This is a genomic window from Hyphomonas beringensis (assembly GCF_000682755.1).
GTDB lineage: Bacteria > Pseudomonadota > Alphaproteobacteria > Caulobacterales > Hyphomonadaceae > Hyphomonas > Hyphomonas beringensis.
Genome location: NZ_AWFF01000076.1, coordinates 88,791 through 115,763 on the forward strand (window position 1 = coordinate 88,791; position 26,973 = coordinate 115,763).

Annotated in this window: 24 protein-coding genes and 1 tRNA gene; 14 read left to right on the plus strand and 11 right to left on the minus strand. The window is 56.4% G+C overall.

Going from position 1 to position 26,973, the window contains the following annotated elements; genetic code table 11:
* Window positions 1-6: 6 nt before the first annotated feature.
* From HY29_RS15820 to HY29_RS15835, 4 genes are all read left to right on the plus strand, one after another.
* Window positions 7-1,086: a FecR family protein gene (locus HY29_RS15820; RefSeq protein WP_034798687.1), complete on the plus strand. Its 1,080-nt coding sequence runs from the start codon at window positions 7-9 to the stop codon at window positions 1,084-1,086.
* A gap of 200 nt (window positions 1,087-1,286) precedes the next feature.
* Window positions 1,287-4,694 (plus strand): TonB-dependent receptor, encoded by a 3,408-nt coding sequence (locus tag HY29_RS15825; RefSeq protein WP_206741985.1) that lies wholly within the window; start codon window positions 1,287-1,289, stop codon window positions 4,692-4,694.
* A 76-nt stretch (window positions 4,695-4,770) separates the two neighbouring features.
* A complete protein-coding gene (locus HY29_RS15830; protein WP_034798688.1) occupies window positions 4,771-6,108 on the plus strand; it encodes an amidohydrolase in 1,338 nt (445 codons plus the stop codon).
* Complete coding sequence (locus tag HY29_RS15835) at window positions 6,105-7,349, plus strand: amidohydrolase family protein (RefSeq protein WP_034798690.1); 1,245 nt, start codon at window positions 6,105-6,107, stop codon at window positions 7,347-7,349. Before HY29_RS15830 ends, HY29_RS15835 begins: the two co-directional genes overlap by 4 nt.
* A 154-nt stretch (window positions 7,350-7,503) precedes the next feature.
* Here HY29_RS15835 and HY29_RS15840 read toward each other — a convergent pair whose 3' ends face one another.
* Window positions 7,504-8,391, minus strand: a complete 888-nt coding sequence (locus HY29_RS15840; RefSeq protein ID WP_034798692.1) for an oxygenase MpaB family protein — start codon at window positions 8,389-8,391, stop codon at window positions 7,504-7,506.
* Between the two features lie 150 nt (window positions 8,392-8,541).
* Here HY29_RS15840 and HY29_RS15845 point away from each other — a divergent pair, with 150 nt between their 5' ends.
* Window positions 8,542-9,186: a TetR/AcrR family transcriptional regulator gene (locus tag HY29_RS15845; RefSeq protein WP_034798694.1), complete on the plus strand. Its 645-nt coding sequence runs from the start codon at window positions 8,542-8,544 to the stop codon at window positions 9,184-9,186.
* Window positions 9,187-9,266: 80 nt separating this feature from the next.
* Window positions 9,267-10,064: a crotonase/enoyl-CoA hydratase family protein gene (locus HY29_RS15850; protein ID WP_034798696.1), complete on the plus strand. Its 798-nt coding sequence runs from the start codon at window positions 9,267-9,269 to the stop codon at window positions 10,062-10,064.
* Here HY29_RS15850 and HY29_RS15855 read toward each other — a convergent pair.
* A complete protein-coding gene (locus HY29_RS15855) occupies window positions 10,061-11,266 on the minus strand; it encodes a CaiB/BaiF CoA transferase family protein (RefSeq protein ID WP_034798697.1) in 1,206 nt (401 codons plus the stop codon). The genes HY29_RS15850 and HY29_RS15855 overlap by 4 nt on opposite strands.
* Before the next feature lie 157 nt (window positions 11,267-11,423).
* On the opposite strand from HY29_RS15855, the gene HY29_RS15860 reads away from it, so the two are divergent.
* Window positions 11,424-12,122: a TetR/AcrR family transcriptional regulator gene (locus HY29_RS15860; RefSeq protein ID WP_034798699.1), complete on the plus strand. Its 699-nt coding sequence runs from the start codon at window positions 11,424-11,426 to the stop codon at window positions 12,120-12,122.
* Complete coding sequence (locus tag HY29_RS15865; RefSeq protein ID WP_051601644.1) at window positions 12,119-12,622, plus strand: DUF8051 family protein; 504 nt, start codon at window positions 12,119-12,121, stop codon at window positions 12,620-12,622. Before HY29_RS15860 ends, HY29_RS15865 begins: the two co-directional genes overlap by 4 nt.
* 21 nt (window positions 12,623-12,643) lie before the next feature.
* Here the strand turns inward: HY29_RS15865 and HY29_RS15870 are convergent.
* Window positions 12,644-12,733, minus strand: a tRNA-Ser gene (locus HY29_RS15870).
* Window positions 12,734-12,957: 224 nt separating this feature from the next.
* Between HY29_RS15870 and HY29_RS18660 the strand changes: the two genes are divergently transcribed.
* The 6 genes from HY29_RS18660 to HY29_RS15900 all read left to right on the plus strand — a co-directional run bounded on the left by HY29_RS18660 (window position 12,958) and on the right by HY29_RS15900 (window position 18,651).
* The gene (locus HY29_RS18660; protein WP_051601645.1) at window positions 12,958-14,211 is read left to right on the plus strand and encodes a septal ring lytic transglycosylase RlpA family protein; all 1,254 of its coding nucleotides are present in this window, start codon (window positions 12,958-12,960) and stop codon (window positions 14,209-14,211) included.
* A 121-nt stretch (window positions 14,212-14,332) separates the two neighbouring features.
* Window positions 14,333-15,484: a D-alanyl-D-alanine carboxypeptidase family protein gene (locus HY29_RS15880; protein ID WP_034798703.1), complete on the plus strand. Its 1,152-nt coding sequence runs from the start codon at window positions 14,333-14,335 to the stop codon at window positions 15,482-15,484.
* Complete coding sequence (gene tmk / locus HY29_RS15885) at window positions 15,477-16,130, plus strand: dTMP kinase (RefSeq protein ID WP_034798705.1); 654 nt, start codon at window positions 15,477-15,479, stop codon at window positions 16,128-16,130. Before HY29_RS15880 ends, tmk begins: the two co-directional genes overlap by 8 nt.
* Complete coding sequence (locus HY29_RS15890) at window positions 16,130-17,065, plus strand: DNA polymerase III subunit delta' (protein ID WP_051601647.1); 936 nt, start codon at window positions 16,130-16,132, stop codon at window positions 17,063-17,065. Before tmk ends, HY29_RS15890 begins: the two co-directional genes overlap by 1 nt.
* 9 nt (window positions 17,066-17,074) lie before the next feature.
* Window positions 17,075-17,851 (plus strand): TatD family hydrolase, encoded by a 777-nt coding sequence (locus tag HY29_RS15895; protein WP_034798707.1) that lies wholly within the window; start codon window positions 17,075-17,077, stop codon window positions 17,849-17,851.
* Complete coding sequence (locus tag HY29_RS15900; RefSeq protein WP_034798709.1) at window positions 17,848-18,651, plus strand: MBL fold metallo-hydrolase; 804 nt, start codon at window positions 17,848-17,850, stop codon at window positions 18,649-18,651. Before HY29_RS15895 ends, HY29_RS15900 begins: the two co-directional genes overlap by 4 nt.
* 204 nt (window positions 18,652-18,855) lie before the next feature.
* Here the strand turns inward: HY29_RS15900 and HY29_RS15905 are convergent, their stop codons facing one another.
* From HY29_RS15905 to HY29_RS15940, 8 genes are read right to left on the minus strand one after another with little or no spacing between them, the layout of a single operon-like run.
* On the minus strand, window positions 18,856-19,791 hold the full coding sequence (locus HY29_RS15905; protein ID WP_034798711.1) for a 5-oxoprolinase subunit C family protein: 936 nt from the start codon (window positions 19,789-19,791) through the stop codon (window positions 18,856-18,858).
* Window positions 19,788-20,417, minus strand: a complete 630-nt coding sequence (locus HY29_RS18665; protein WP_051601649.1) for a 5-oxoprolinase subunit B family protein — start codon at window positions 20,415-20,417, stop codon at window positions 19,788-19,790. The genes HY29_RS15905 and HY29_RS18665 overlap by 4 nt, the downstream gene beginning before the upstream one ends.
* On the minus strand, window positions 20,414-21,175 hold the full coding sequence (gene pxpA, locus HY29_RS15915; protein ID WP_034798713.1) for a 5-oxoprolinase subunit PxpA: 762 nt from the start codon (window positions 21,173-21,175) through the stop codon (window positions 20,414-20,416). Before pxpA ends, HY29_RS18665 begins: the two co-directional genes overlap by 4 nt.
* On the minus strand, window positions 21,172-22,386 hold the full coding sequence (locus HY29_RS15920; protein WP_034798715.1) for an Nramp family divalent metal transporter: 1,215 nt from the start codon (window positions 22,384-22,386) through the stop codon (window positions 21,172-21,174). Before HY29_RS15920 ends, pxpA begins: the two co-directional genes overlap by 4 nt.
* A gap of 34 nt (window positions 22,387-22,420) precedes the next feature.
* Window positions 22,421-23,836 (minus strand): dihydrolipoyl dehydrogenase, encoded by a 1,416-nt coding sequence (gene lpdA / locus HY29_RS15925; protein WP_034798717.1) that lies wholly within the window; start codon window positions 23,834-23,836, stop codon window positions 22,421-22,423.
* Complete coding sequence (locus tag HY29_RS15930; protein ID WP_155838384.1) at window positions 23,833-24,270, minus strand: hypothetical protein; 438 nt, start codon at window positions 24,268-24,270, stop codon at window positions 23,833-23,835. The genes lpdA and HY29_RS15930 overlap by 4 nt, the downstream gene beginning before the upstream one ends.
* Window positions 24,216-25,559: a pyruvate dehydrogenase complex dihydrolipoamide acetyltransferase gene (locus HY29_RS15935; protein ID WP_034798721.1), complete on the minus strand. Its 1,344-nt coding sequence runs from the start codon at window positions 25,557-25,559 to the stop codon at window positions 24,216-24,218. The genes HY29_RS15930 and HY29_RS15935 overlap by 55 nt, the downstream gene beginning before the upstream one ends.
* Before the next feature lie 9 nt (window positions 25,560-25,568).
* Window positions 25,569-26,969: a pyruvate dehydrogenase complex E1 component subunit beta gene (locus HY29_RS15940; protein WP_034798723.1), complete on the minus strand. Its 1,401-nt coding sequence runs from the start codon at window positions 26,967-26,969 to the stop codon at window positions 25,569-25,571.
* Between the last annotated feature and the right edge of the window lie 4 nt (window positions 26,970-26,973).

Genomic DNA, 26,973 nt, shown 5'->3' on the forward strand with positions numbered 1-26,973 from the left:
TGCGAAATGAAACAGAAAGACGTGCTCTCTTCCACCGCACCCGACCTTACGGCGGAGGCGGCTGCGTGGCTCGCGCAGTTGGAGACGGGCAAACTGTCGAGTGAAGACATGGCCGCTTTCCGCGAATGGATTCAGCGCAGCCCAAGACATTATGCTGAAATCCGCCGGCTGGCCGGAGTGTCACTGGAGACCAATGTGCTGGCCGGCATGGCCGAGCCATTAAGGACGGCGGCCAGTAATCGCAAGCATTTGAAACGCATAGAAAAACCGTCTCGCGGTCGTTCCTTCAAAGTGCCATTAGGCGTTGCCGGCATGCTCACCGCGTGTGCCTTGGCCGTGGCATTCTATATACAGCAACCGGTCACTTCATCTACACCTGATGAGCCGATACATGCGGCGACGGAGGTCGGTCAGACGGAGGAAATCGCTCTGCAGGATGGCTCGCGTATAAATCTGAACACGGACAGCAAACTCGACGTGGCATTCGTCAAAGCTGAGCGGAGCGTCTATCTGGAGAAAGGGGAGGCGTTTTTTGATGTCGCCCATGATCCGGATCGCCCCTTTACCGTCTATGCTGGCACGCATTCCGTCACCGCTGTAGGTACGGCGTTTTCTGTCCGCTGGACCGACGATGAGCTGATCGTCACCGTTTCTGAAGGTAAGGTCGTCTACGATGACGGTCCACCCGAAAAGGCGGCGGAGGGGCTGAAGACTGCCGCCAGCAAGACCGCGAAGCCTGTCGCGCAGAAGACTTTTCTGGCAGCCGGTGAACGACTTGAGATATCTCCTGTCAGTCAGCAGGAGAAGATTCAGCAATTACCGGATCAAACCCTTTCACGAGAACTTGCTTGGAGATCCGGCTTCCTGGACTTCGAAGACGCACAGCTACGGGACGTTGTTCGGGAAATGCAGAGATACACACCGATGCGTATCGAGATCGCCGATGAAGACCTGGCAGAACTGCGTTTTGGCGGGGTTTTCCGGATCGGGGAAACCGATGCGTTCTTTGAGGCACTTGAGCTGTCTTTCGATGTGCAGGTTGAGGAAGCCGGGGACGGGCGCCTGATACTGACCTCGGCAAAATGATCCCGGATCGGACTATGATCCATGAGGTCGAAGGCCAGCGGAATGTGATAGAAATACAACATCGCCACATATGATGAAAAAAAGTTCCAAAAAAATAGCAAAATGTATAGCGGGTTTTTGTCTGCGGTCAGTCTTACCAATGAGACGGCCAATTGGGGCAATCGACGTTTGTCGTGACGAGGAGGAAGGGGAGCTGAAATATGCCAAATGAGGCTGTACGCATGGCGTGCTGTCTCGCGGCGCTGGTTGTTATGTCAGCCGGCGTGTCGGTGGCGCAGGAAGCGTATGAAGTGGACATATCTTCGGTTCGCGCCGCAGATGCCATCAAATCGCTGTCCTTCCAAACCGGGCACTCAGTTCTCTTTCAGACAGAAGATGTCGGCTCGATCAGAACGAACGCGATAAAGGGGAGGATGACCCTTCGCGAAGCCATGGATGCGCTTTTCGAAGGTACAGCTCTAACCGGCGGTCTTACGGACAGCGGGATCATCACGATCTCGTTGGACGATGGTCAAAACCAAGATCGTTTGGAGAGCGATGTGAGCATAAAGAATTCAAAGAAAACCCTTATGGCGACTGTATCTGCCATGGTGTTTGGGGTCGCGGGTGCAAATGCCCAGGACGCTACCGCCGCCGCAGATGACACGCGTCGTGAGGAAGTTGTCGTCGTCGTCGGCAGCCGGATTTCAGGCGCGGATGTCGCTGGGGCGTTGCCGGTGACGGTCGTCGGCGCTGATGAGATCGAAGCCATCGGCGCAGTGTCTGGTGAGGATTTGTTCCTGGCCATTCCGCAATTTGGCGATGTCAGCTTCAACCAGACCTCTGGCCAGGTCAGCAGCAACTTCGCACGCGGCGATGTTGGCTCTGTTGACCTTCGCAATCTAGGCGTTGGCAGCACGCTGGTCCTTATCAATGGCCGTCGCGGTGTGAACTATCCAAGCAGCCAGGCAAGCGATACGCTGGCCCCGGTCCTGACATTCAATTCTAACACGGTGCCAGTGAACGGAATCAAGCGCGTTGAAGTGCTGCGCGACGGCGCGGGCGCCATTTACGGCTCCGACGCTGTGGCGGGTGTCGTAAACATGGTGCTGCAGGATGATTTCGAAGGCGCCCGTCTGGAAGCGCAATATGGCGGCGCACCGGACACCAATCTGGACGAACTGACACTGAATGGTCTGTTCGGAACGGCATTCAACGGGGGGCGTGGCAATGTCACCCTGTTTGCGAACTATACAGACCGCTCTGCGCTGTTGGCGAGCGATCAGGATTTCTCTGCGTCTGCGGATCTTCGGCCTTTCTTTGTCGGCACGGAGTTTGAAGGCAGCAATTCTCTTCTGAACAGCAGCACGACAACGCCATGGGGCGTCTTCAGAACCGTAGACGGCGTACCTGTTCTGCAAAACGGTGCGCGGATCACCAGCGGCAGCGGCAGCTTCCACCTGCAGCCCGGCACCAATGCGGGCTGCCTGTCCGATATTGGAAACGATATCTGCATTGATGATGGTAATCCGTCGACGACCGGAGCAGATGTGAATTTGCGCTGGGATGCACGTCAGAACTACCCAATTTCCATCACGCCAGACCTTGAACGCATCAACCTTTTTGCCACGAGCAAATATGATCTGGGTAATGGCATGGAGCTGTTCGGGGAGGCCGCCTACTACCGCGCCGAAACCGAAAGCGTGCAGGATTCTATCTTCACCATCGGCTCAGTCAAAATGACCATCCCGGCTTCAAACTACTGGAACCCGTTTGGCCCAGTCCGCTTTGAAGACGGCACCCTGAACCCGAACCGTCTGCCTGGCATTGATGCGCCAGCAGAAGGTGTTCCGCTTGTATTGCAGACCCTGCGCTTTTCAGACCTTGGCCCGACCACGGTACGCGTGACGGCAGAGCAATATCGCGCACTTGCCGGCCTGCGCGGCGATTTCAATGGCTGGGATTGGGAAACCGCGCTTCTCTACAGCGAAGCAACTGTGGATGATCGTCAGGAAGGCATTGATGCAACGGCATTCCAGGCCAATCTGGCACTGTCAACGCCGGATGCTTTCAACCCCTTCGATGGTGGTAACCCGCTAAACCCTGGCAGCGATAATACTTTCAGCTCTCAAGCAACCATCGACGCCATCATGTTTGAGACGAACCGGAAGAATAAAACCACGCTGTTCCAGTGGGATGCGAGCATCTCACGATCAGACCTTTTCCAGACGTGGGCCGGTGATGTCGGCATGGCTGCCGGTATCGAGTTCCGCCGCGAAACTCAGCTAGATGATCGCGACCCCAATGTTGACGGCACGATCACTTGGTATGACACCGTTCTGGACGTCACCCAGGAAAGCAACATGTTCGGTGTCAGTCCGACCCCTGACAATAGTGGCTCGCGCAATGTTACTTCGGTATATACCGAATTTGCCATTCCACTCGTCTCGGAGGAGATGAACATACCGCTAGTACAAGCGCTGAACCTGCAGCTTGCCGGCCGCTACGAAGACTATAGCGACTTCGGCAGCGTCGCGAAACCGAAGGTCGCCCTCTCGTGGGATGTCGTCGATGGCTTGAGACTGCGCGGCGCGTATTCTGAAGGCTTCCGGGCACCGAACCTGGAGCAGGTTAACGCCACGGTCGTCACACGCGGAAACACCCGCACAGACTGGGTGCTGTGCGAGGCAGACCTGCGCGCCGGCCGCATCACTTCGTTTGATGATTGTAACGCGTCTGTTGTGGCCACAGGCCGCAGGGCAGGGAACCCGGATCTTGAAGCCGAAGAATCGACGAACTGGACGGTGGGAACTGTGTTCCAGCCGCAGGGCATGGCTGACTTCCTGGGTAATATGACCTTCACGGTTGATTACTGGTCCATTGAACAGACCGGCCTGGTCGGTGTGTTCGGCGGAGGCAATGCGCTGATTGTCGATTATCTCAACCGTGTTGAGGGTTCGAGCAATCCAAATGTGATCCGCCTCGATCCAACGTCTGATGATATTGCCCGCTTTGCAGGAACAGGCCTCGACCCTGTCGGTCAGGTTCTTTATGTGGATGATATCTATCAGAACCTTCAGCCCCAGACCGTCGAAGGTGTCGACCTTGGATTCATGTGGAGCCTGGATGACACGCGTGCAGGTGACTTCGATTTCAGCCTGAATGCGTCCCGTCTACTGACATATGAGCGTGGGGTGTCTCCTGATATCGAAGCGATGTATGCGGCACGTGAGGCTGGCCTGATCAACGAGTTGACCGAGCTGCCGGAGTCAGAAGACCTGATTGAGCAGAACGGCAATCCGAAATGGCGTCTGTCTTCCACGCTGACCTGGACCTTTGATCAGTTCCGCGTTGGTGCCAGCGCCACTTATGTTGGCGGCATTGACGACACGTCACTTTCGAACGGCGCAGGCAACTACTACCGTGTGGATGACCACACATTGGTCAATCTGTATGCGCAATACAGCTTTGAGCAGGACGGTCTGTTCGGCAACAGCCGCATTCGTGTTGGTGCACGCAACCTATTTGACCAGGCCCCGCCGCTTGCAGATGAAACATACGGATATAGAGGATCGCTCTACCCAGCGACCCCACGTTATCTGTATGTAAGTGTTCAGAAGGAATTCTAGCACTTGCAGGCCCGGCGTAGCTTCCCCCGCGCCGGGCCTTTTTTCTCCACATGAATTCAACAGAAGGGCCCGGATCATGACTCCGCGTGTCTTGGTACTTATAGCATCATTGGTGCTTGGCTTTTGTCAGGCATGGGCCGCACCTGAAGCGCCATACCCATCAACATACAAGCCTGCTGATTCCCAACCTACGCTCATAAAGCGCGCAAATATCCTTACGGCAGATGGCCCGGTTCAAGAGAACGCGGACCTTCTGATACAGGACGGGAAGATTGTTGCCATCGGACAGAACCTAAGTGCGCCTGCAAACGCAATCATCATGGATGCTGGCGGAAAGTGGGTTACCCCGGGAATAATCGACATTCACTCACACCTTGGCGTGTTCTCATCACCAGGTGTGCCGTCGATGCGCAATGGAAACGAGAAAACGGGCAAGAATACTGCCGAAGTCTGGGCCGAGCACTCCATTTGGCCGCAAGACCCCGGCTTTGAGCTTGCACGCAAGGGAGGTGTTACAACACTCGCAATTCTGCCAGGATCTGCCAATCTTTTTGGGGGGCGCTCTGTCACCGTAAAGAACGTCCCCTCTGTCAGTGTACAGGGTATGAAGTTTCCGGATGCGCCCTATGGATTGAAAATGGCCTGCGGTGAAAACCCGATCTTTTATGCATCACGAGGCAATGACCCATTTACCCGTATGGGAAATATGGCGGGTTATCGTAGTGCCTTTATTGATGCGCAGGCATATCTGGATAAACAGAAGCGCGGCGAGAAACAGAAGCGGGATTTGCGCCTTGAAACTCTGGCCGGTGTACTGTCTGGCGAGATCACGACCCATATTCACTGTTACCGTGCGGATGAAATGATGCAGATGATCGACCTCTCTAAGGAGTTCGGTTTCAAGATTGGTACATTCCATCACGCCACAGAAGCTTACAAGATTGCCGATAAGCTCGCGGAAGAGGGCATTGCTGTTGCTACCTGGGCAGATCGCTGGGGCTTCAAACTTGAAGCCTATGACGCCATACCCCTGAACGTGGCAGCCCTGGAGTGGGCAGGTGTACATACAATGCTGCACTCAGACAGCGCAATCCTGGTGCAGCGCCTGAATCTGGAGGCAGGTATGGCCATGGCATCCGCCAGACATGCAAACCGTCAAATCAGCCGCGAAGAAGCAATCCGCTGGATCACGATCAATCCCGCCATCAAACTGGGTATTGATGACCGAACGGGCAGTCTCAAGGAGGGGAAGATGGCAGACGTTGTGCTGTGGTCTGATGATCCGTTCAGTGTTTATGCCATCGCAGAGAAAGTCTTTATTGACGGGGTGTTACTTGTGGACCGGGAGGCTGAAGAATCAGAGCCGGAGTCTGACTTCCTTGTCGGCCAATCAGTCAGGGAGATGGCCCAATGAATTTGAAGTCTATATTGTTTTCAACAGCTCTGCTTGTCATGGGACAGGTGGCGTCCGCTGAAACCATTGCTTTGCGCAATTCCACAATTATGACTGCCGATACGCAAGGCCAAATCGAGAATGGAACAATACTGATCGAAAACAGCCGCATTGTCGCTGTTGGGCAGAATGTCAGCGTTCCGTCTGATGCGCGCATTGTGGACCTATCAGGCATGACCGTCACACCGGGCTTTATCGTGACCGACACTCTGTTGGGCATAGTCGAGATCAGTGGAGGGGCGAATGCCGCTGAAACATCCAGCCAGACGAGTGATATCAGCGCCGGCTATAACGTTCAGCATTCAATCAACCCTCTTTCCACTGCCATCCCGGTCGCACGGAAAGGCGGCGTAACTCGCGCCGTGGTCATGCCGTATCCCGGCGCAGATGGTGCAACATTCGCAGGTCAGGCTGCCATCCTGGACCTTAATGGAAACCTGGAAGGAAACATTTCCGGGCCTGTTGGAATAGTCTGGGATATGCGCACCAAGGAGTATGGTCGCGGTGCAACCTTTACACAATTGCAGGCTGATCTTGATGATGTGCGCAAATATGTCCGCGATGCCTCATCGCTGCAGAAAGGCAAGCTTTTGTCGCGCGATTGGTCGCGTGCAGATCTGGACGCGCTTTCCCCCGTGGTGAAAGGAGATATGCCGCTCACAGTCAGAGTGGACCGAGCCTCAGATATCCTGACACTTCTGAATCTCGCAAAGGCACAGAAAATACGCCTCGTGGTCGTCGGAGCTTCTGAAGGGTGGCTCGTCGCAAAGCAAATTGCCGATGCAGGCGTGCCGGTTGCGGTCGACCCGTCAGATAATTTGCCTGGCAGCTTCGATGCAGTGGGTGCCATGTCAGACAATATTGCCAGGCTGTATGAGGCGGGCGTTCGCCTGATCATTCGCGGTGGATCTTCCGCGCATGATGCGGGCAAGCTTCGCTACTTTGCCGGTATGTCGGTCGCCAAGGGGGTGCCTAGCAATGAAGCCTTGAAGGCAGTTACATCCACACCCGCAGGGGTTTGGGGCGACGGAACTTTCGGGATGATCAAAGCCGGCATGGTGGCGGATATTGCCGTCTGGACGGGTGACCCGTTCGAGCCAATGACTGACCTTTCATCCTTATATATAAGTGGCGTGGAGCAAAAGCTCGAAAGCCGGCAGGACGCTCTGGCGCAGAAATATATTCCTTTTGCAAAACAGTAAGTCTCAACCTGGCTGATAAGTATATATCGATCTGGATGCCCCTGATTTTGGACCATGATCTGAGAGCAGGGGCATCTGCATTTCTATCGGAGTTCAAAGTTGAGATTCAGAGTCGCTTCGCCTGATTTAGGTAAGCTGGAGTCTTAAAGCGACCTCAGTTTTCCAGAATGTCTGCTTGAGCTGCAGGACTCTTCCACGCAAAGCTTCGCGGAAGACCTAGTCGAAGTGCGGCGTCCCATGGCGGGCTTTTGGGGATGGGGACGCGATTGGCCCAGCTGCCCAATGCCTGGGTCATTCGTCTACCCCGGTCCGTGAGATTGTATTCTGGGCCCAAATTCAGTCTTTCCCGTACGGCGCCAGGCAAGATGCTGACGGCCGCATGCACAACCATGCTCTGCATACCGCGCGGCACAAAACTGGCGGCGCGGCCAGACTTCATGATGGTGAGAAACTCTTCGTTGATGGGGTGTGGCTCAAACCCGGGCATCAATTGCTCAAGAAGTGTATGGAATTCTGTCAGAGAGGCGAGGGGGTGTTCAACACCATAAAGCCGGGTGATCGGCAAGGATTCCTGAAGGAAACGATCTGTGTCCTCCACACTTAGCGGTTCGACAAACCGATCATAGGCCGTCAGAAATCCATAGCTGGCCGTGGCGCTTACCCAGGCAAGCAATACCGGTTCGCGGGCGCTATAGGCTACACCATCAGGCGTGAGCCCACTTACCTGTGCGTGCATGTTGGTAACGCCCTGTATCACACGACGCGCTGCGCTTTGCGGGCCATAGACGCCCACCATCGCCGCAATGCCAGTTCTCTTGGAGCGCCCGACAGGGTCTGTTTTGAATGTCGAGTGCTCCCACACTCCAGTGCGTATTCTCGGGTCCGCGAATTCGAGCAGCACGGCGCAGATACCGCCAATAGCCAGCGCCACTGGATTTTTGAAAATACGCCAGGAGACGGAATCCGGCTTTGTAAAGGCTGGCTCCCCAAAAGGTTGAGTGAAATCAACATTCCAGCCGAGATATGTTGACGGTCCAAGCATGGTAAAATTTTCCTTAAAACGACCGATATGTAATTATTTCTACCTTTGCGACACAAAAATGCTATCTTGGATATACCATGCAGGGGCCATTGTTGACACTCGTTCTCGGGACGTCGATAGCTGTTGCAGGTGGGAGACAAGGATAGTTTCGTGCCGGAAAAACAACTCAGAAGAGTTGATGCAAAAGGCGTCCAGAATGAGACCGCCGAGCGCATCATAATGACGTCGATCCGTCTTTTCAGTCGCTATGGCTATGATGGCACCAGCACGACTGCTGTGGCGCGCGAAAGCGGTGTGTCCCAACCGACCATACATTATCATTTTTCAGACAAGCTGACCCTTTGGAAAAGGGCCATGAGGCACATGCTGTTGAACATGATGAAGGACAACTCCCACACGGAGATGCTTCTTCAGGAGAAAGATCCGCTGAAGCGCCTGCGTCTCAGAATGGTCGCGCTGATGGAGGCTGTCCGTGTACACAAAGCTTTCGGCCGCGTTGTGATGTTGGAGGGCATATCCGGAGGACCTCGCCTGAACTGGCTAATTAGAGAAGCGCTATCGCCATTCTATCAACAGTTCGTAGCGGACATCGAAGCCTGTCAGGCCAGCGGAAAAATGAGGCGGGTCGAGGTTTCCAAACTGGTTATCATTCTACATTCCGTGGCAACCATGTATCACAACGTAGCTCCACTCGTTCGCGAGACCTTCAATGAAGACCCCAGCGATATGGAAGAGACAGAGCGCTATCAGAAAATGGCTCTGGACATCATTTTCAGAGGGCTCGCACCGGAATAACGACGCAACGTACCGTCTGGACACTCCGCGCCAAGACTGCCAGCTAGGCATGAAACGGAATCCAGGAAAGGAAAGCCCTGATGTCGATTATTCTGCTGGAGAAGCGCGGGCCCATTATGGTCATGACGCTCAACCGCCCAGACGCGATGAACGCGCTGGGGGAAGAGGGGGATGGACCTGCGATTGCGGCAGCCTGCAACGAGATCGTCGCCGATCCTGAAATCCGTTGCGCCGTCCTGACCGGAGCAGGGCGCGCCTTCTCGGCCGGGGGTAACGTCAAAGCGATGAAAGAGAAGACCGGAGCTTTTTCCGGCAAACCTCACATTGTGCGCAATGGCTATCGCAACAACATCCACATGATCGTGAAGTCGCTCTACAATATGGAAGTGCCGTTGATCTCTGCCATCAACGGTCCTGCTATCGGGCTCGGCTGTGATGTCGCCTGCATGGCGGATATCCGTATCGCGTCCGAGAAGGCAAAGATGGGTGTAACCTTCCTCAAGCTGGGTCTCATACCCGGTGATGGTGGAGCATGGCTGATGCCGCGCCTGATTGGTGCGTCCCGCGCCGCAGAACTACTGTTCACGGGTGACGTTATCGACGCGCACAAGGCTGCTGAATGGGGCCTGGTTTCAAAAGTCGTGCCTGCTGACGAGTTGATGGACGAAGCCATGGCGCTCGCCGAACGGATCGCGCAGCAACCACCACAGGCGCTACGCCTGGCAAAGACGCTGATGCGCCACGGCAATACCGCCTCCTATGAGACCATCATGGAGATGTCTGCCGCAGCTCAGGCCCTCATGCACGAGACGGAAGATCACCTCGAAGGGGTCGACGCAATCCTCGAAAAGCGCACGCCGGACTTCAAAGGGCGCTAGCCAACCTTGATCGTGCCGTCTTCAATCATGTCTGCGATCTGCGCCTCGGAGTAGCCAAGTGCTCCCATGACGTCGCGCGTATGCTCGCCCGGTGCGGGCGATGGTCCCTTTGGTCCGTCGTCAGCGCCGGGGAAGCGGACTGGCGAGGCGGGGGAGGGGTAGGTCGAGCCGTCCCCCTTCGCGCTTGGCGTCTGAACGATGGCCCCTGCAGCATGTGCCTGTGGATCTTTTGCGACCTCTGCCAGCGTCTGCACCGGCGCCCAGGCGAGAGACTGGGCATCGAGACGCTCGGCAATTTCGTCTTTTGTGTATTTCGCGAACCCCTCATCTATTATGTCGACCACTTCGGCACGATGTTTCCGCCGCCCTTTGGCGGAGGTGAAGCGGGGGTCCTCTATCAGGTCTTCCCGATCAATGGCCCGGCAAATCGGGCCCCAATCGACTTCGCCCTGGCGTGAGACCAGACAAATCCAGGCGCCATCGCTGGTCTGGAAGAAATTCGTGATGGGCACATTCTGATCATGTCGCGGCTTGGTGGAGGCCACGCGGTCAAACATGAGCTGAATGGCAAAATCAGAGCCAAGCGCATAGAGTCCGGCGCGGAAGAGGGAGGCCTCAACCAGGCGGCCTTTGCCTGTCCGGCCAGCTTCGACGAGCGCGGCGCAAATGCCTGCGGCCGCTGACATGGAAGTCGTGTGGTCGCCAAAGGCCGTCCGATTGGCAAACAATTCTTCGCCCTTGGGCACTGTCAGGCGCGCAACGCCCGTGCGGCTCCAGAAGCTTGCAATGTCAAAGCCGGGGCGGTCGGCATCAGGGCCCTGAAGGCCGTATCCCGTGAGGGAGCAGTAAACGAGCTTTGGGTTGAGGGATTTGAGGCTGTCATAGTCCAGCCCTGAGCGTTCAAGCCCGCCCGGGCGGACATTGGTGAGAAACACATCGGCATCCGCCACGAGTTTGCGGATGATCTCCTGGCCCTCATCTTTGGAGGTATCAACGATGATCGACTTCTTGCCGCGATTATCGAAATCAAAGACCGGATTGTCCTGAAGGTCTGTGCCGATCGTGCGAAAGAAAAGGCGTACCGGATCGCCGCCGGGAGGCTCAATCTTGACGACATCTGCTCCCCAGTCCCGCAATATCGCGCCCGCACCGGGGGCAGCCATGTAGGTGGCATATTCGACGACCTTGATGCCTTCGAGCATTCCGCTTCCTCCTTTTTATCTTGCTTAAGCCAAAACTGGCGCATTCGCTCCGCAATAGCCAGACCTGCCGGCAGGAGAAGCAGCCGCTCTCTAGACATATTTAGACCGCCAGTCTAAATATTGCAGGATTAGACCAGCGGTCCACGGGCTTTGTTACATGCAGACTTCAGCGTCTTCACCAATCAGCAAACAGCGCCAGCGCTTCCTCGCCTTAAGTCCGGAGCAACAGGCAGGATGGCTGGATCCTGCCGAAAAAGAGTTTTCTCAACATGGCTTTACAACAGCATCCATGAATCGGATTCTGCTTGAGGCTGGCGCAAGCAAGGGGCAATCCTATTACTATTTCCAGGACAAGGCAGACCTTTACAGGGCTGTGATCGAGCGTGCTTTCGCGCAATTCCTGGAACTGGCTGATCTGAAATATCCAAAGCCCTCCTCACCAGAAGATTTCTGGCACCAGTCTGCTGCCAACATGGCGACGGTGTCAGCGATCATGAATCAGGACGCTCGCCTGGCCGATCTGGCGAGGGGCATTCATCAGGATCTTGCCGCTCAGCAAGCGCTCGCCGATTTCATGCAAATGCTGACACAGCGCCTGACCTTGCTGATTATCATAGGCAGGGAAGTGGGGGCCGTGCGCCAGGACCTGCCTCTGGATCTCCTTGTATCTACTGCGTTTTCCACTATGCGCGAAGTCGACAACTGGTTCGCTCATCACATGGAGTCTGTCGCGCCAGCCGAGCGGGGAGCTCTCAATCTGCGCGCAACTCAGCTCATCTTCATGATGTTGGCGCCTGCCGACATGTCAGCCAGGCTCACCCAAACACTTTCACCGAAATCAGGAGATCAGACATGATGAAAACCCTGCACTGGGGCATTGTTGCCCTGCTTGTCGCTTCAGCTGCCAATCTTTGCGTCATGGTCCCGGGGGGACCGATTGAGGAGCGGGATTTCAGCGCCATCTCTCCCATCATTCTAGGCAGCTTCAATCTATTCCTCACCCTGCTGGGGCTCAGCAGCTTTGCGCTTGCATACCTGATCGCATCGAAACGCTACAACGGATATATTCTGGCAAGCCTGATTGGTCTTGGATATTTCGCCGTATATGCGCTGGATCTGGCTTTCATTTTTCCGAAATCGCCAACGCCGATGCCTGAATTGCTCTTCAAGCTGGAGTGGCTGGGCATTTTCCTCGCGATTCCGCTGATCCTGGGAGCTGCGATGATGTCAAAGCAGACTGCACAGCACGAGCCTGCCGCCAGAGGGGCAACGTTCACATTGCCAGTTATTCTGGGAGCCGGAGTGCTGATCGTGGCGATTGTGACCTTCTCGACCTATTCGGCGATGGGGCTTTAAAGGCAGCGATTTGCATAAGAGTGGCGGAGGAGGAGGGATTCGAACCCCCGGAGCCCGCGAAGGCTCAACGGTTTTCAAGACCGCCGCATTCAACCACTCTGCCACTCCTCCAGAGACGCGCTGTTTCGGACAAGGCGGCGCGTTTTGCAAGCCCTAATCTGTGCATCATGCAGCGAAACATGCGCGTAAAGGTATGGTTAAAATGAAGGCCTAAACTGGTTAATCTGGTTCATCCTGTGTCCACCCAAGCGTGGTAAACAAGGAAGGTACGGCAGAAAAGCCGAAGATCTGGCGCAAAGCGCCAATGATGAACTCAGAACGAGGTTGCCAAGCGAATGTTCGCCAAACCAGAGTCCAGCTCCCTTCATTTTTCCTCCCTCATGGCCATCGCCATGGTTGCCTTTACTGTAGCCGGTACAGCTGAGGCAGGAAAAGGAAACCCTGCGCCTATCGTTTACAAGGGCCAGTCCGTCGGTGGCGGACGCATCTCCAGTGAGCGCGAGACCGTTTTCATCTCTCCTGACCAGGCCCACGTGGATCGCGATAAGGCTCGCGCCCGAGTTCAGTTTAACTATCCGGGGCAGGGCGCCAGCACCTCTGCTGCGCAGACACCAAAGCCCGCCAAACGTGAATATGCCAGCATCAGCGCGCCGCTGAGCTCTATGCAGGCACCGGTCTATGACCCGACGGTCAACCAGAAGAGCTTCGATGCGAAAGCCGCTGCGGCGCAGATTGTGCCTCAGCAGACCGAACCTTCTGTCGAAACCGAAGCCCTGCCCGCACTTGCTGCTCCCGCGCCGACAGAGCAGGGGGCCGCGCAACCGGTTCCGCCGCGCGCACAACAGCAGACACCTGCTACCGCTCAGGCGATTTCACTGGACCCTGTCCCGGTCTTTGACGAAACGGGGCTGGCCACGATCTTTGGCGATGAGTTCGAGGGGCTGCCAACTGCCAATGGCGAGACCTTCAGTCAGAATGATCTGGTTGCCGCGCACCCGAGCCTGCCGCTGCCCAGCCTTGTGGAGGTCATCAACCCGCAAACGAATGCCCGAATTATCGTTCGCGTAAACGATCGTGGGCCGTTTGAAGAAGGCGCCATGTTGCAAGTCTCCAAACGTGCCGCCAACGAGCTTGGTCTCAATGGAGCAGGGGGTGGCAACATCAAGCTCCGCTATCTGGGGGCTGCACCCGCCATTGCGCCGAAAGCGCATGCTGAGACTCCTGCGGCGACCTATCGGACAGCTTCTGCAGAGATTCCGCAGGATGCTACACCGGCGCCTGTCTACACATACACGCCTGTCGCCACGAAGCCGACACCAACTGCGACAGCGCCTGGCCGCTATCAACCGCAAGCCATGGGCGACTATTATGTCCAGGTCGGCGCATTCTCTGATATTTCGAATGCGCAGTATCTCGAAAGAAGCCTGCCGGCTGGCATGGCAACTGTGGTGGTGCCTGCCCGCGTAAATGGTGCAGACTATTTCCGCGTCCGCGTCGGGCCCTTCATGAGCCGTGATAGCGCGCAGCGTGTCCAAGCAGACCTGCGCGCTGATGGCTTTGGTAATGGCCGGGTTGTCACCGCCGACTAAAGAAAACACTTCACTGCCACCATTGACGCTGACCACAAACCGGCCCTTTTTCCTGTATAGACAGGACGAAGGGCCGGTTTCCTGTTTCGGCCCGGACATCAGCACATTCCGGAGGCCAGACATGCTGCCGAAAGCGAAGATTTTTTCCGCAATGCTCGCCACTGCCCTGATTGTGTCAGGTGCACGCGCGCAGATCATGGACACCCCGGCCTCGCATGCCGTCATCATGGATCATGCGACCGGCACCATACTCTTCTCGAAAGACGGCGCGGAACCTATGATCCCGGCGTCCATGACGAAGATGATGACCGCCTATCTGGTCTTCGAACTTATTGACCGGGGTGAAATTTCTCTGACCGACCGGCTTACCGTCAGCGAGGACGCCTGGCGCCGTGGCGGCTTCCCTTCTGGCACGTCCACGATGGGCCTTGCCCCCGGCGACACGCCCACGGTCGAGGAATTGCTGCACGGTGTCATCATCATGTCCGGCAATGACGCGTGCATGGTGCTGGCCGAAGGTATTTCCGGATCTGAGGAAGCTTTTGCGCGCCGCATGACCGCCCTGGCCCATGAACTGGGTTTGAACTCGGCCAACTTCAAAAATGCCACTGGTCTGGAAGCTGTTGGCCATGTCATCTCCGCAGAAGATCTGGCCAAGCTCGCCAAGCTGACCATCGACAACTATCCGCAATATTATGAGTGGTACGACATGCCGTCATATACATGGCGTGACTACACTCAGGCCAATCGTAATCCACTGCTTGAGATTCCTGGCGCGGATGGGCTGAAAACAGGGCACCTGGACGAGTCCGGGTATGGCCTGACCGGGTCCGCTATACGCGATGGCATCCGCCGCACGATTGTGATCAACGGTCTCGAAAGCAAGGCCGCACGGGCCCAGGAAGGCGAACGCATGATGCGCATGGCCTTTCAGAGTTATGACCTGAAGGTGATTACGCCTGAAAGCGTCGTCTTGCCGGAAGTGAAAGTCTGGCTCGGCGAGCGCAGCACTGTTCCTGTCTCACTGGCAAGCCAGATGACCATTGCCGGTCACAAGGCTGTGCTGGAGAAAGCCAAGACAGAAATCGTGCTGGACAATGCGTTGGAAGCGCCCATCAAGGAAGGCGATACGGTGGGCAAGCTGGTCGTCACTATCGATGGCCAGCCACCCGTTGAAGCCCCAATCGTGGCCGAGGCCGGCGTCAAGAAACTGGGTTTCTTTGGCCGCGCAGTCGAAGGCCTCAGCCAGATGATCTCTGGTGGCAATGGCTGATACGGCGCAAACCCGATTCATCACGCTTGAAGGCGGTGAAGGCACCGGCAAGTCTACCTTGCAGCGCGCTATAGCGGAGAAACTTGTCGCGACCGGCGGCGAAGTTGTCACGACGCGCGAGCCTGGTGGAACACCTCTGGCTGAGGCAGTCCGGGAATTGGCGCTGCATCCGCCAGAGGGTGATTCCTGGTCGGCTATGGCTGAAGCCCTGCTGATGAATGCCGCGCGAAGCGACCATCTGGACAAGCTGATCCGGCCTGCGTTGAAAGACGGAAAATGGGTGATCTGTGATCGCTTTGCTGATTCCACACGCGTCTATCAAAGCGTCAAAGGCGGTGTGGCTGAGGCCATTCTCCGGAATATGGAAGCCTCTGTTCTCGCTGGCACAATACCTAGCCTCACGCTGGTACTCGATGCGCCCCTAGAGACAACATCAGACCGACGCTCGCAACGCGGCGGCGCGAAAGATTCGTTCGAGAAGCGGAATGATGACTTTCACCACGCGGTGCGGCAGGCTTTCATAACGCTCGCGCGGTCTGAACCTGAGCGCTGCGTGCTGATTGATGCTTCGCGAGATATCGACAGTGTCTTTGAGGCGGCGTGGACGGCGATCTCCAAGCGCTTTGACTTGAAGGCTCACGCCTGATGGGCATCGCTTGGCCTCTCTTCGGACATCGCGCGGCTGAGATGTCTTTCCACGCTGCGGCTGTCAGCGGAAAGCTGCATCATGGTTGGCTGATCGAGGGACCGTCGGGCATTGGCAAAGCGCGGCTCGCGCAGCGGCTCGCGGCCTACATGCTCGGCGCGCGTGGCCCGGAAGATGCGCCCTTTGATATCAGCGATGATGACCCGGTGGCACGCATTTGCCTGTCAGGCGGCCATCCGGACTTGCGTATTGTGCACCGGGAACTCAACGACAAGGGCAAGCTGCGCCAGGACATCTCAGTCGAGCAGATTCGCGAACTGACGCATTTCTTCTCTCTGAAGCCGGCCCAGGGCGGGTGGCGCATCGGCATCATTGATGCGCTGGACGAACTCAATCGCAACGGCGCGAACGCCCTACTGAAGACACTTGAAGAACCGCCAGAGCACAGCGTGCTGTTCCTGGTCAATCACGGCACCATGCCCATCCTGCCGACCATTCGCTCACGCTGCCGGGTGCTGCGCCTCGGCCGTCTCAGCGATGATGATGTGAAAGCTGCGCTCGATTTGGCGGACGCGCCAAGAGAAGCCGTATCTCTCGCAAAAGGCCGACCAGGTCTCGGCGTCAGGCTTTCCACGCCGTCCGGACTGGCCTCCGCAAATGCCGCACGGGCTCTACTACGCAGCTTGCCGAAACCCAATGATGCGCTGGTTACAGATGCCATGCAGTCTGCCAGTCAGGATGAGACGGCTTTGCAGGCTTTCCTGGAAGAGATTCTGGCATGGCTGGCCGATCGCGCAGAGACGGATGCCCATGCCGCAAAAGTGTGGCTTGAGACGTCACGGCTCTCCGGTCAGGCCCGTGAATTGAAGATGGATGCAGCACAGACCGCGTCCAAGCTGATTGCCGGCCTTTATGGCGTCGCCAGAACGCACTAAGTCGCAGACATGTTTGATACCCACGTAAATCTGCACGGCGAGCCCTACGAGGAAGACTTGCAAGACGTGCTTGCGCGCGCCCGCGAAAGCGGTGTCCAGCGCATGTTGGCGATCTGTGACCGCCTCGACAACTTTCCGGCTGTCCTGCGGATCGCAGAGGCGCAGCCGGATATCTGGTGCTCCATTGGCGTCCATCCACACCATAGCAAGGACTTCACTGATTTGACGGTCGACGCGCTGGTCGAGGGCGCAAAGAGCGCGAAAGTTGTGGCGATCGGAGAAACCGGACTGGACTTCCATTATGGCTACAGCCCGGAAGATGCCCAAGTCAAAAGTCTGAAAACCCATATTGAGGCGGCGCGGCAGACCGATCTGCCGCTCATCCTGCACACACGTGAAGCCGACGATATGATGGGCGACATACTGGAAGAAGAATTCGCGCGCGGTGAGTTCGTGCCTCTGTTGCATTGCTATACGGGCGGCTTGCGACTTGCGCAGCGAGGCCTGGCGCTCGGTGGGTTTGTCTCTGTATCGGGCATCCTGTCATTCAAGAGCGCGCGCGAGGTTCGAGCCGTCATCGCCGAAGTGCCGATGGAGCGCATCATCCTGGAAACCGATTGCCCGTATCTGGCGCCTGTGCCGATGCGGGGCCGGCGCAACGAGCCTTCATATCTGCGCCACGTCGCAGAAGCGCTGGCGACCTTGAAGGACATACCGGTTGATGAGGTCATCGCCATGACAGACGAGAACGCTCAGCGACTGTTCTCCAAGGTTCGCGCAAAATGACCAGGAATGTGTTCACTTTGCTCGGCACCGGCTCTTCTGGCGGTGTGCCACGGGTTGGGGGCGATTGGGGCGCGTGTGACCCGGCGGACCCACGCAATCGGCGAACACGCTGCTCAGCCATGGTGCAGCGCTTTGACGATGCGGGCAATGTAACGAATGTCCTGATCGACACGTCGCCGGACCTGCGCCAGCAACTTCTGGACGCCCAGATTGGGCATCTCGACGCGATCCTTTACACACACGACCATGCGGACCAGAGCCACGGCATCGATGATGTCCGGCCGCTATTTATTAAGATGCGGAAACCCATTCCGACCTATATGAGCGCAGAAGCGCGCAGCACACTGACCAAGCGGTTCGCATATTGTTTTGAGGGGAAGGGCGGCTACCCGGCGATTCTGGACCTTCAGGATGATCTGGAGCCTCTCCAGTCTGTTACCGTTAGTGGTGCAGCTGGCGGCTTTGATGTTCTCCCCATCGACATGGAGCACGGCCGCATCCGCTGCATGGGTTTTCGGATCGGCAATCTCGCCTATTGCAATGATTTGAACGGCCTGCCTCAGGAGAGCCTGGAAGCCCTCAAGGGTGTCGATACATTCATCATCGATGCGCTACGCTACACAGAGCATCCATCGCACGCCAATCTGGATCAGGCGCTTGAATGGATCCGCGAGATCAATCCAAGGCTGGCTGTACTAACGAATATGCACGTGGACCTGGATTACAGGACGCTGGAGCGGGAATTACCCGGAGGCGTCATTCCGGGATTTGACGGCTTAAGCCTTGAATTCACTATATAAGTATGAAACATTATTTCCCATAATGTTGATTATGCGACTCGCAGATCAAAACTTTCGGGCCCGTATACTAAGCTGAACGTCTGTGCTTTGGCGCTGCTCAGATACCGCTTCCTTCCGCATACGGCTCACGCGTTGATCTACTGGCTGCCGTGGTGTCGTAGGTGTGCCGTCAGAGTAAGAGTTCGTTTACCCCTATTCCGCCTCTTAAAGCCTGAACTCCGGCATCCAGCTCGACAGGAGTTCCTGCTTCTCTTTCTGGTCCACGGCCGCTTCAGCTGGGGCCCTCTTCAGGAACATGACGGAGTCGCCAGGTCTGATCTGGCCCATCAGGTGCCGGTCAGAGCGGTTGACCTGCAGGATGTGCGGATAGCCGCCGGTTGTCTGACAGTCAGGAAGCAAGAGGAACCCCCTTCCCTGTGGCGGCAATTGCAAGGCGCCCGGGAAAATGCCGGCACTGGGCAAATTGCGGTTTGACTCAATCGCAGGAAAATTACCGTCGAGTTCGATACCAATACGACTGGCCCGTCGTGTGGCCGAAAAATTCTGTTCCCAGATCTCGATCTCATTCTCAGGCAGGTCTGGGCCGGGCGTTGCACGCAAAGCAAAGGCATTCGTAAACGGCAAACGTAACTCAGACGGCGTTTTGAGCATCTCGTCTGCCCCTTTGGCGCTCGCTTCGCTTATCGCCAGCATATCCCCCTGCTTCAGAGCCCGACCATCAACCCCGCCGAGATGCGCTGGAAGATATGTAGACGGACTGGAGGCGAATACTTCTCCTTCGAAACCTCCGGCCACAGACACATAGGTTCGCAATCCGGCTGTAGGATGACCGAGCTTCAAGGTTTGACCCGTACCGACTGTCAGCGTCTCATGAAATGCAACAGGCTGGTCAGAAACACTCGCCTCTGAAATGGCGCCTGTCAGGCTGATGCGGGCATTACAGCGAAAAGTGGCTTCAAAAGGTCCATACGTGATTTCGATAGACGCACAGCTGGTATCATTCCCGACAAGTCGCGCGCCCAGCGCGTGGGACAGCGGATCAGCCGCGCCAGAGGCCGGAATGCCGATATGGCGCATTCCGTTTCTGGACGTCGCCTGAAGCGTGCTTTGCGGACCAGCTTGCAGGATTTCAAGGCTCATTGCGACACTTCCAGTTTTATACGCGTGCCAGGCGCGAGCAGAACCGGATCCTGCGAGGTCTTGTCAAACAGGCGCTCTGATATCCGGCCTATAACGGGCCAGCCCCCTGGACCATCCAAGGCGTAAATCCCCAAGAAGCCCTGAATGAAGCCGACTGATCCTGCATGTGTTAGCTGGCGAGGATGCTCAAGTCTTTGCCCGGCGAGAGTGTCATCAACGCCAGAGACATATGCAAAGCCCGGCGCAAAGCCCAGCATGTCCACTATAAGGTCAGACCGGGTAATCCGATCAAGGAATGCGTCCACGGGCAGACCATTGGCTTTTGCACAGGCGGCGAGTTCTGGCGCGCTCTTTTCATCAATCCGCATACGTAAAGTAATGGAGCTGCCGATCTCTTGCTGCGCAAGGTCCGCTTGGTCCATAGCGCTGAGGATATGCGTCCTGGCCACCTCTGGCGGCGTTTCGCATGGATCATATTGGACGGTCACGCTCTCTCGCCCGACGACCACTTCATCCCAAACGTCACTACTGCGGAGCGCTTCCGCAATCGAATGTCGCTGATGATTATCTGACGGGATCAGCCTGTAGGCATCATCGCCGCACGCAATGATTTTCTGAGCGGTCATAAGGCGGGGGTTTCAATCTCTATATCGTGGGCATGCAAGGCAGCACGCAATGTCAGCGCGCTTTGTATAGCGCCTGGAGTGTCACCATGAAGGCAGATAGTGCGCACTTTAAGCTGGACCCGTTCTCCCGTCGCTACTTGGACAGAGCCATTATCGACAAACTCCATAACCTGACTAATCTGGTCCTTGATATCGCTAAGCACGGCGCCCGCCTCAGAGCGCGGCATCAGGCTTCCATCCACCTGATAGCGGCGGTCCGCAAACCCTTCTGGAAGATAGCTCAACCGGAACTCTGCGGCGGCACGAGAAAGCTCGCTGTCCGGAGGTCCCACCAACACCTTCAGCCGCGCTTCGCGCGCCACAGCCGCGACTATGGAAGCAAGGCCTGCATCACGCGCGGCGTCATTATAAAGTGCGCCATGAGGTTTGAGATGTTCAACGGGCGCACCGATATCCCGCGCAATGCTCAGAAATGTCCGCACTTGCTGGCGCAGAGTGTCTTTCAAGTCCTCTGATGACATGGACATGCTGACACGTCCGAAATTCTCCTGGTCGGGATAAGACGGGTGCGCGCCAGCGATGACATTGCGAGCCTTGGCCGCCTTGAGTGTCTGGCTCATGCTGGTTTCATCACCTGCATGGCCGCCACACGCGATGTTGCAGCGGCTGACAACATCCAGAATGGCGCGGTCCATCGCGCGGCCGTTCTGCCCAGGCAATTCTCCAATATCAGCGTTGAGGCAGATTGTGCGGGTCATGGCCAGACATTTAAGGCGCGCAGCACCAGTCTCAAGCCAAGGCCGAAACATATTATCACGACCGACACGCCAATCAGATTGGCTGGAAGACTATTGGTATGTGCCCCCAGTAATGCCTTTCGGTTCATCAGGATCAAAAGGAAGCTCGCCAGGACTGGAAGGAGGAGGCCATTTGCGATCTGGGCAAACATGATGACACTGACGGGCCTGATGCCTGAGAGCGCCACCAAAGTCCCAATCAATAATACGGCAAGGGCAATGAGACGGAAGCCTCGTCCATTGCGCTTCCATTTCATGATTTCGCTCATGGCGTAGGCAGTGGCCAAAGGTGCCGTGATAGAAGACGAGAGCCCCGCCGCAAATAATCCTGCGCCAACCAGATAGCGCGCGACCGGGCCATATGCAGGTTCAATGGCAATCGCCATATCGCTGGCCGAGTTGATTGTCTGCTCAGTACCGTACAGGCTTGCTGCAGCGGTGGTCAGCACAAGGATGGAGATCAGGCCGCCCAGTCCAATAGATAATCCGGTATCTCTTCGGGCTTCCCTCATAGCGGCGTCTGTGTCGCCAGGCCATTTCTCTCTTACTGAAGACGAGTGCAGGAAAAGATTATATGGCACGATTGTCGTACCAATCAGCGCAACGGCCGTGAAGAGCCCGGTCTCGGGAATGCCTGGCTTCAGACCTGCCAGCAAGTCACCTACATCTGGCCGCGTTATGAAGACACTTCCGGCGAAGGCGAGGCTCATCAGAATAACAAGGCCAATGAGAAGCTTCTCGATATGCCCGTACTTTCCGAAATAGAGGAGCAGGCCGGCCAGAAGACTGAGTCCCATGACCACGAAATATCTGGATGTTTCAGAGTCCCCGGTGATGGCTTGAATACCAAGCGCACCGCCTGCAAGGTTTCCGGCTTCATAGGCAGCATTGCCGACCGCAAGTGCCGACACGCTTAGCAGGATGGCGATCGAGCGAAAGACCATTCCATTCGATGGATGCACGAGCGCAGCGCCTAGCCCCATTCCGGCGGCAAGCCCCAGTCGCGCCGACATCTCCTGTAGTATGATGGTCGCAAGGGTCGCGAAGACGAGTGTCCAGATGAGCGCATAGCCAAAGCTTGCGCCTGCCACGGTGCACACCGTCACTGTACCCGGGCCGATAAAGGCGGCTGCCACGAGTGCGCCCGGACCGATTGGCAGTTTCAGGCGCACTGTTTCCCCTTATGGCTATGTCTCAGGACAGGTATCAGACGTGTATGACGCGTCCTTCGGCATCAAGAACCGATTCATGCATCGTTTCAGAAATGGTTGGGTGCGGGAAGATCGTGTGTATGAGATCCTGCTCTGTCAGTTCACCCTGACGCGCGATGACATAGCCCTGGATCAGTTCAGTTACCTCAGCTCCGATCATGTGCGCCCCCAGCAATTCGCCGGTCTTCTTGTCAAAGATGGTTTTAACGAGGCCTTCGCTGGCGCCCATAGCAATCGCCTTGCCGTTGCCGATGAAAGGAAAACGGCCAACCTTGATGTCGTAGCCTTTCTCCTTAGCGACCTTTTCGGTGAGGCCGACGCTGGCGACCTGCGGATGGGAATAGGTGCAACCCGGAACATTCCATGGGTCAAACGGCTCAGCGTGCTCTGCACCTGCAATGCCTTCCACGCAGACCACGCCTTCATGAGATGCCTTGTGCGCGAGCCATGGCGGGCCGGTCAAATCGCCAATGGCGTAAAGGCCTTTGACACCTGTGCGTCCAAAATTGTCGACGGTGACATGCGTCTTCTCGAATTTGACGCCCAGGTCTTCCAAGCCGAGATTTTCGACATTTCCAACAATCCCCACAGCGAGGATCGCGCGGTCGAATTCCTTCTTTTCCTTCTTACCGGATTTATCGGTGATCTCGGCTGTCACCGTATTCTTGCCGGCCTTCAGGTTTTCGACCTTCGCACCCGTTACAATGTTCAGGCCTTGTTTCTTGAAATCCTTTTCGGCGAGTTTCGAAATCTCTTCGTCCTCAACTGGCAGGATACGATCCATGACCTCGGCCACAGTCACCTCTGCGCCAAGTTCATGATAGAAGCTGGCGAATTCAATGCCGATGGCGCCTGAGCCGATGACAAGTAGGCGCTTGGGCATAACGTCCGGGGTCATCGCTTCGCGGTAGGTCCAGATCAGCTTCTTGTCGGCAACAAGGCCAGCCTGAGGAATATCGCGCGCGCGAGCGCCAGTGGCCAGCATCACATGCTTTGACTGATAGCTCGTTTCCTTGTCGTCCTTGCCTTTGACTATGACCTTCGGCGCAGGCGTGCCCTTTTCGAGACGGGCCGTGCCTTCGATGACATCGATCTTGTTCTTCTTCATCAGGAACTTCACACCGGTAGACAACTGGTTGGCTACACCGCGCGAGCGCTTCACCACAGCATCCAGATCAAAATCGGCCTTGTCGATCTTCAGGCCAAAATCCTTGGCATGGTTCGCAAGATGCAGAACTTCTGCAGATCGCAGAAGTGCCTTTGTCGGGATGCAGCCCCAGTTCAGGCAAATGCCGCCAAGGCTTTCCCGCTCGACTATGGCCGTCTTCATGCCTAGCTGGGTTGCGCGGATCGCGGCGACGTAACCACCGGGGCCGGAGCCGATAACGATGAGGTCGTATTGGTTGCTCATTGAGTAATTCCTCTCATCTCGTCCCATTTCTTTTGGGCCTCGGCGACCCGAATGGATGAACCTTCGAACATTTCCGGTGTGCAGATATATTCCGGTTCCTCAGTACTGATCTTGTTCATCATCGTGACGCTGTCAGCCGCGATGCTCTCTCTCACTTCTTTGGAAATCCCGCTATGGCGTAGCTCTTCCATGAAGGTGCTGAGATTGTCATCACCGCTGGCTTCGCAAAGTAAATTCATGCCTCTTTCGATGGCGAGGTCATTCGCGATGAGGCGAACTTCCGTTTCGTTGATCCCTGCGGAGGATTGTGTCCCTGATATATCCTGCCGGCAGTTTGCAACTGCCAGCAGGCACATCAATGCAGCGGGCACGCTCCGGATCAAAGCAGCATCGCCTCCGGCGTTTCGACATAGCGTTTGAAGGCCTGCAGCCATTTCGCGCCTTCCGCCCCGCCAATGACGCGGTGATCACAGGTGAGGGTAACGGTCATGATAGTACGGGCTGCGATGCCGCCCTTGTCATCAACCACAGCGCGTTTCTCCCCTGCCCCGACAGACAGGATCATGCCCTCGGGCGGATTGATAATGGAGGCGAAGTTCTTGATGCCGAACATGCCGAGATTGGAGATGCTGAATGTGCCGCCCGTATATTCCTGCGGTTTCAGCTTGCGATCGCGTGCACGGCTGGCAAGATCTTTCATCTCTTCAGAAATCTCGGCGAGACCTTTGGTTTCCGCCTTGAACACAACAGGCGTAATCAGGCCGCCATCAATAGCCACGGCGACAGAGACATTCGCATGCTTGTGATATGCAATGCCATCATCTGTATAGGACGCGTTGCAATCCGGCTCAGCTTTTAGAGCCAAGGCAGCGGCCTTGATCAGCATGTCATTCACAGAGATTTTTATGCCGTCCTTGGCGGCGGCATTAATCGCCGCCCGACTGCTGAGCAGTTTGTCGAGTTCAATATCCACATTCAGCGGGAAGTGCGGCACCTGCATGAAGCTGGTCGTCAGGCGCTTGGCCACGGTCTTGCGCATGCCATCCAGCGGCACAAGCTCATATGTATCCGGAGCATAGACACGGTCATCAAGCACTTGCGGCAGGATCAGGCCATCTGGCTGAGCCGTCGTCCCGGAGGATTTCGATGCGGCAGGTTTGGCGCTCTCGACATCACGTTTGATAATGCGACCGCGTGGGCCGGTCCCCTCAAGACTTTTGAGGTCAATCCCCTTCATATCAGCGATGCGCCGAGCCAGCGGACTGGCTTTGATGCGACCATTATCCGTGTTCGCAGATGGAAGAGGTGTAGAGGCGAGTTGCTTGGTGCCGGAAGGTGCTTCGGACTTGGACGACTCTTGCTTCTTTTCTTTGGGCTTTGACTCCTCGGCAGGTTTCTCTGCCTTGGCGTCTTCCTTTTTGGGCTCTTCTTTCTTTGGCGCGTCTGTCTTAGCGGGTGCCTCAATCGAGGAGGCATCTTCGCCCTCTTCCGCGAGCAACGCGATCACTTCATTGACCTTGACGCCTTCAGTCCCGGCCTCAACAAGGATCTTCGCCATAGTGCCTTCGTCGACAGCCTCGACTTCCATCGTCGCCTTGTCGGTTTCGATTTCCGCGATGACATCACCGGAAGAGATCGTGTCACCTTCCTTTACGAGCCATTTCGACAGAGTGCCCTCTTCCATCGTGGGAGATAGGGCGGGCATGGTGATATTGATCGGCATGTCTGTCTCCTAGTCCACGTAGCAAACCTTGCGGGCGGCGGCGACAATGTCGTCAGCATCCGGAAGGCTCATGGCTTCGAGGTTGGCAGCGTATGGCAGCGGCACATCTTTCTGGTGTACGCGGGCCGGCGGGGCGTCGAGATAGTCGAAGGCTTCTGCAGTCACCGTCGCGGCGATCTCAGCGCCAACACCAAAGAAGCGCCAGCCTTCCTCACAGCAAACGATGCGGTTCGTTTTCTTCACGCTTTCGACCACTGTGTCGGTGTCCAGCGGGCGAATGGTTCGCAGATCGATTACTTCAGCATCGATCCCCTGCTCTGCCAGAATATTGGCCGCTTCCAGCGCAAAGCCAACCATGCGCGAATGTGCAACCAAAGTAACATCAGTGCCTTCACGTTTGATAGCTGCCTTGCCGATCGGCAAGACATGGTCATCAAGATCAGGAACGGGGAAGCTGTTCCCGTAGAGAAGCTCATGCTCAAGGAACACAACAGGGTTCGGATCGCGGATCGCTGCTTTCAGCAGGCCCTTGGCATCAGCCGCATCATAAGGCGCGACGACTTTCAGGCCCGGGACGTGACCATACCACGCAGCATAGTCCTGGCTGTGCTGAGCGCCTACGCGGGACGCTGCGCCATTCGGGCCGCGGAACACAATCGGACAGCCCATCTGACCACCAGACATGTACAGCGTCTTGCCTGCCGAGTTGATGATCTGGTCAATCGCCTGCATGGCGAAGTTGAAGGTCATGAACTCCACAATTGGCTTGAGGCCCGCAAAAGCAGCGCCGACACCAAGACCTGCAAAACCATGCTCTGTAATCGGCGTATCAACGACGCGCTTCGAGCCAAACTCCTGAAGCAGTTCACGGGTCACCTTGTAGGCGCCCTGGTATTCGGCAACCTCCTCGCCCATGACAAAGACCGCTTCGTCGCGGCGCATCTCTTCTGCCATCGCATCACGAAGGGCGTCACGAACGGTCGTATCTGTGAAAGAGGTTCCTTCCGGAATGCTCGGATCGTTTAGCACTTTTGCCTTGGGCGCTTCAGCCTCATCGGCCTTGTCTGCTGAATCACTAGCAGCCTCTTCCTTGTCGGAAGAAGAAGTGTCTTCTTTGGCATCAGCGCTCGCCGCATCGCCTTTCGCTTCGACGGAATCGGCGTCTTCGCCCTCTTCCGCCAGCACGGCGATCACGGCATTGACCTTCACGCCTTCGGTTCCTTCCGCAACAAGTATCTTGGCGAGGGTGCCTTCATCGACGGCCTCAACTTCCATCGTGGCCTTGTCGGTTTCAATTTCAGCAATGACATCACCGGAAGAGATCGTGTCCCCTTCCTTTTTGAGCCATTTGGACAGAGTGCCCTCTTCCATGGTCGGAGACAGGGCGGGCATAAGAATATCAACGGACATTAAT

Coding starts and splice junctions, on each gene's coding strand:
- lpdA (WP_034798717.1), bottom strand. CDS start 23,836: ATGAGCAACCAATACGACCTCATCGTTATCGGCTCCGGCCCCGGTGGT.
- HY29_RS15860 (WP_034798699.1), top strand. CDS start 11,424: ATGCAGACTTCAGCGTCTTCACCAATCAGCAAACAGCGCCAGCGCTTC.
- HY29_RS15825 (WP_206741985.1), top strand. CDS start 1,287: ATGCCAAATGAGGCTGTACGCATGGCGTGCTGTCTCGCGGCGCTGGTT.
- HY29_RS15820 (WP_034798687.1), top strand. CDS start 7: ATGAAACAGAAAGACGTGCTCTCTTCCACCGCACCCGACCTTACGGCG.
- HY29_RS15840 (WP_034798692.1), bottom strand. CDS start 8,391: ATGCTTGGACCGTCAACATATCTCGGCTGGAATGTTGATTTCACTCAA.
- HY29_RS15890 (WP_051601647.1), top strand. CDS start 16,130: ATGGGCATCGCTTGGCCTCTCTTCGGACATCGCGCGGCTGAGATGTCT.
- HY29_RS15855 (WP_034798697.1), bottom strand. CDS start 11,266: ATGCTCGAAGGCATCAAGGTCGTCGAATATGCCACCTACATGGCTGCC.
- HY29_RS15900 (WP_034798709.1), top strand. CDS start 17,848: ATGACCAGGAATGTGTTCACTTTGCTCGGCACCGGCTCTTCTGGCGGT.
- HY29_RS15850 (WP_034798696.1), top strand. CDS start 9,267: ATGTCGATTATTCTGCTGGAGAAGCGCGGGCCCATTATGGTCATGACG.
- HY29_RS15835 (WP_034798690.1), top strand. CDS start 6,105: ATGAATTTGAAGTCTATATTGTTTTCAACAGCTCTGCTTGTCATGGGA.
- HY29_RS15930 (WP_155838384.1), bottom strand. CDS start 24,270: ATGGCTGCAGGCCTTCAAACGCTATGTCGAAACGCCGGAGGCGATGCT.
- HY29_RS15905 (WP_034798711.1), bottom strand. CDS start 19,791: ATGAGCCTTGAAATCCTGCAAGCTGGTCCGCAAAGCACGCTTCAGGCG.
- HY29_RS18660 (WP_051601645.1), top strand. CDS start 12,958: ATGTTCGCCAAACCAGAGTCCAGCTCCCTTCATTTTTCCTCCCTCATG.
- HY29_RS18665 (WP_051601649.1), bottom strand. CDS start 20,417: ATGACCGCTCAGAAAATCATTGCGTGCGGCGATGATGCCTACAGGCTG.
- HY29_RS15940 (WP_034798723.1), bottom strand. CDS start 26,969: ATGTCCGTTGATATTCTTATGCCCGCCCTGTCTCCGACCATGGAAGAG.
- pxpA (WP_034798713.1), bottom strand. CDS start 21,175: ATGACCCGCACAATCTGCCTCAACGCTGATATTGGAGAATTGCCTGGG.
- HY29_RS15935 (WP_034798721.1), bottom strand. CDS start 25,559: ATGCCGATCAATATCACCATGCCCGCCCTATCTCCCACGATGGAAGAG.
- HY29_RS15865 (WP_051601644.1), top strand. CDS start 12,119: ATGATGAAAACCCTGCACTGGGGCATTGTTGCCCTGCTTGTCGCTTCA.
- tmk (WP_034798705.1), top strand. CDS start 15,477: ATGGCTGATACGGCGCAAACCCGATTCATCACGCTTGAAGGCGGTGAA.
- HY29_RS15880 (WP_034798703.1), top strand. CDS start 14,333: ATGCTGCCGAAAGCGAAGATTTTTTCCGCAATGCTCGCCACTGCCCTG.
- HY29_RS15830 (WP_034798688.1), top strand. CDS start 4,771: ATGACTCCGCGTGTCTTGGTACTTATAGCATCATTGGTGCTTGGCTTT.
- HY29_RS15895 (WP_034798707.1), top strand. CDS start 17,075: ATGTTTGATACCCACGTAAATCTGCACGGCGAGCCCTACGAGGAAGAC.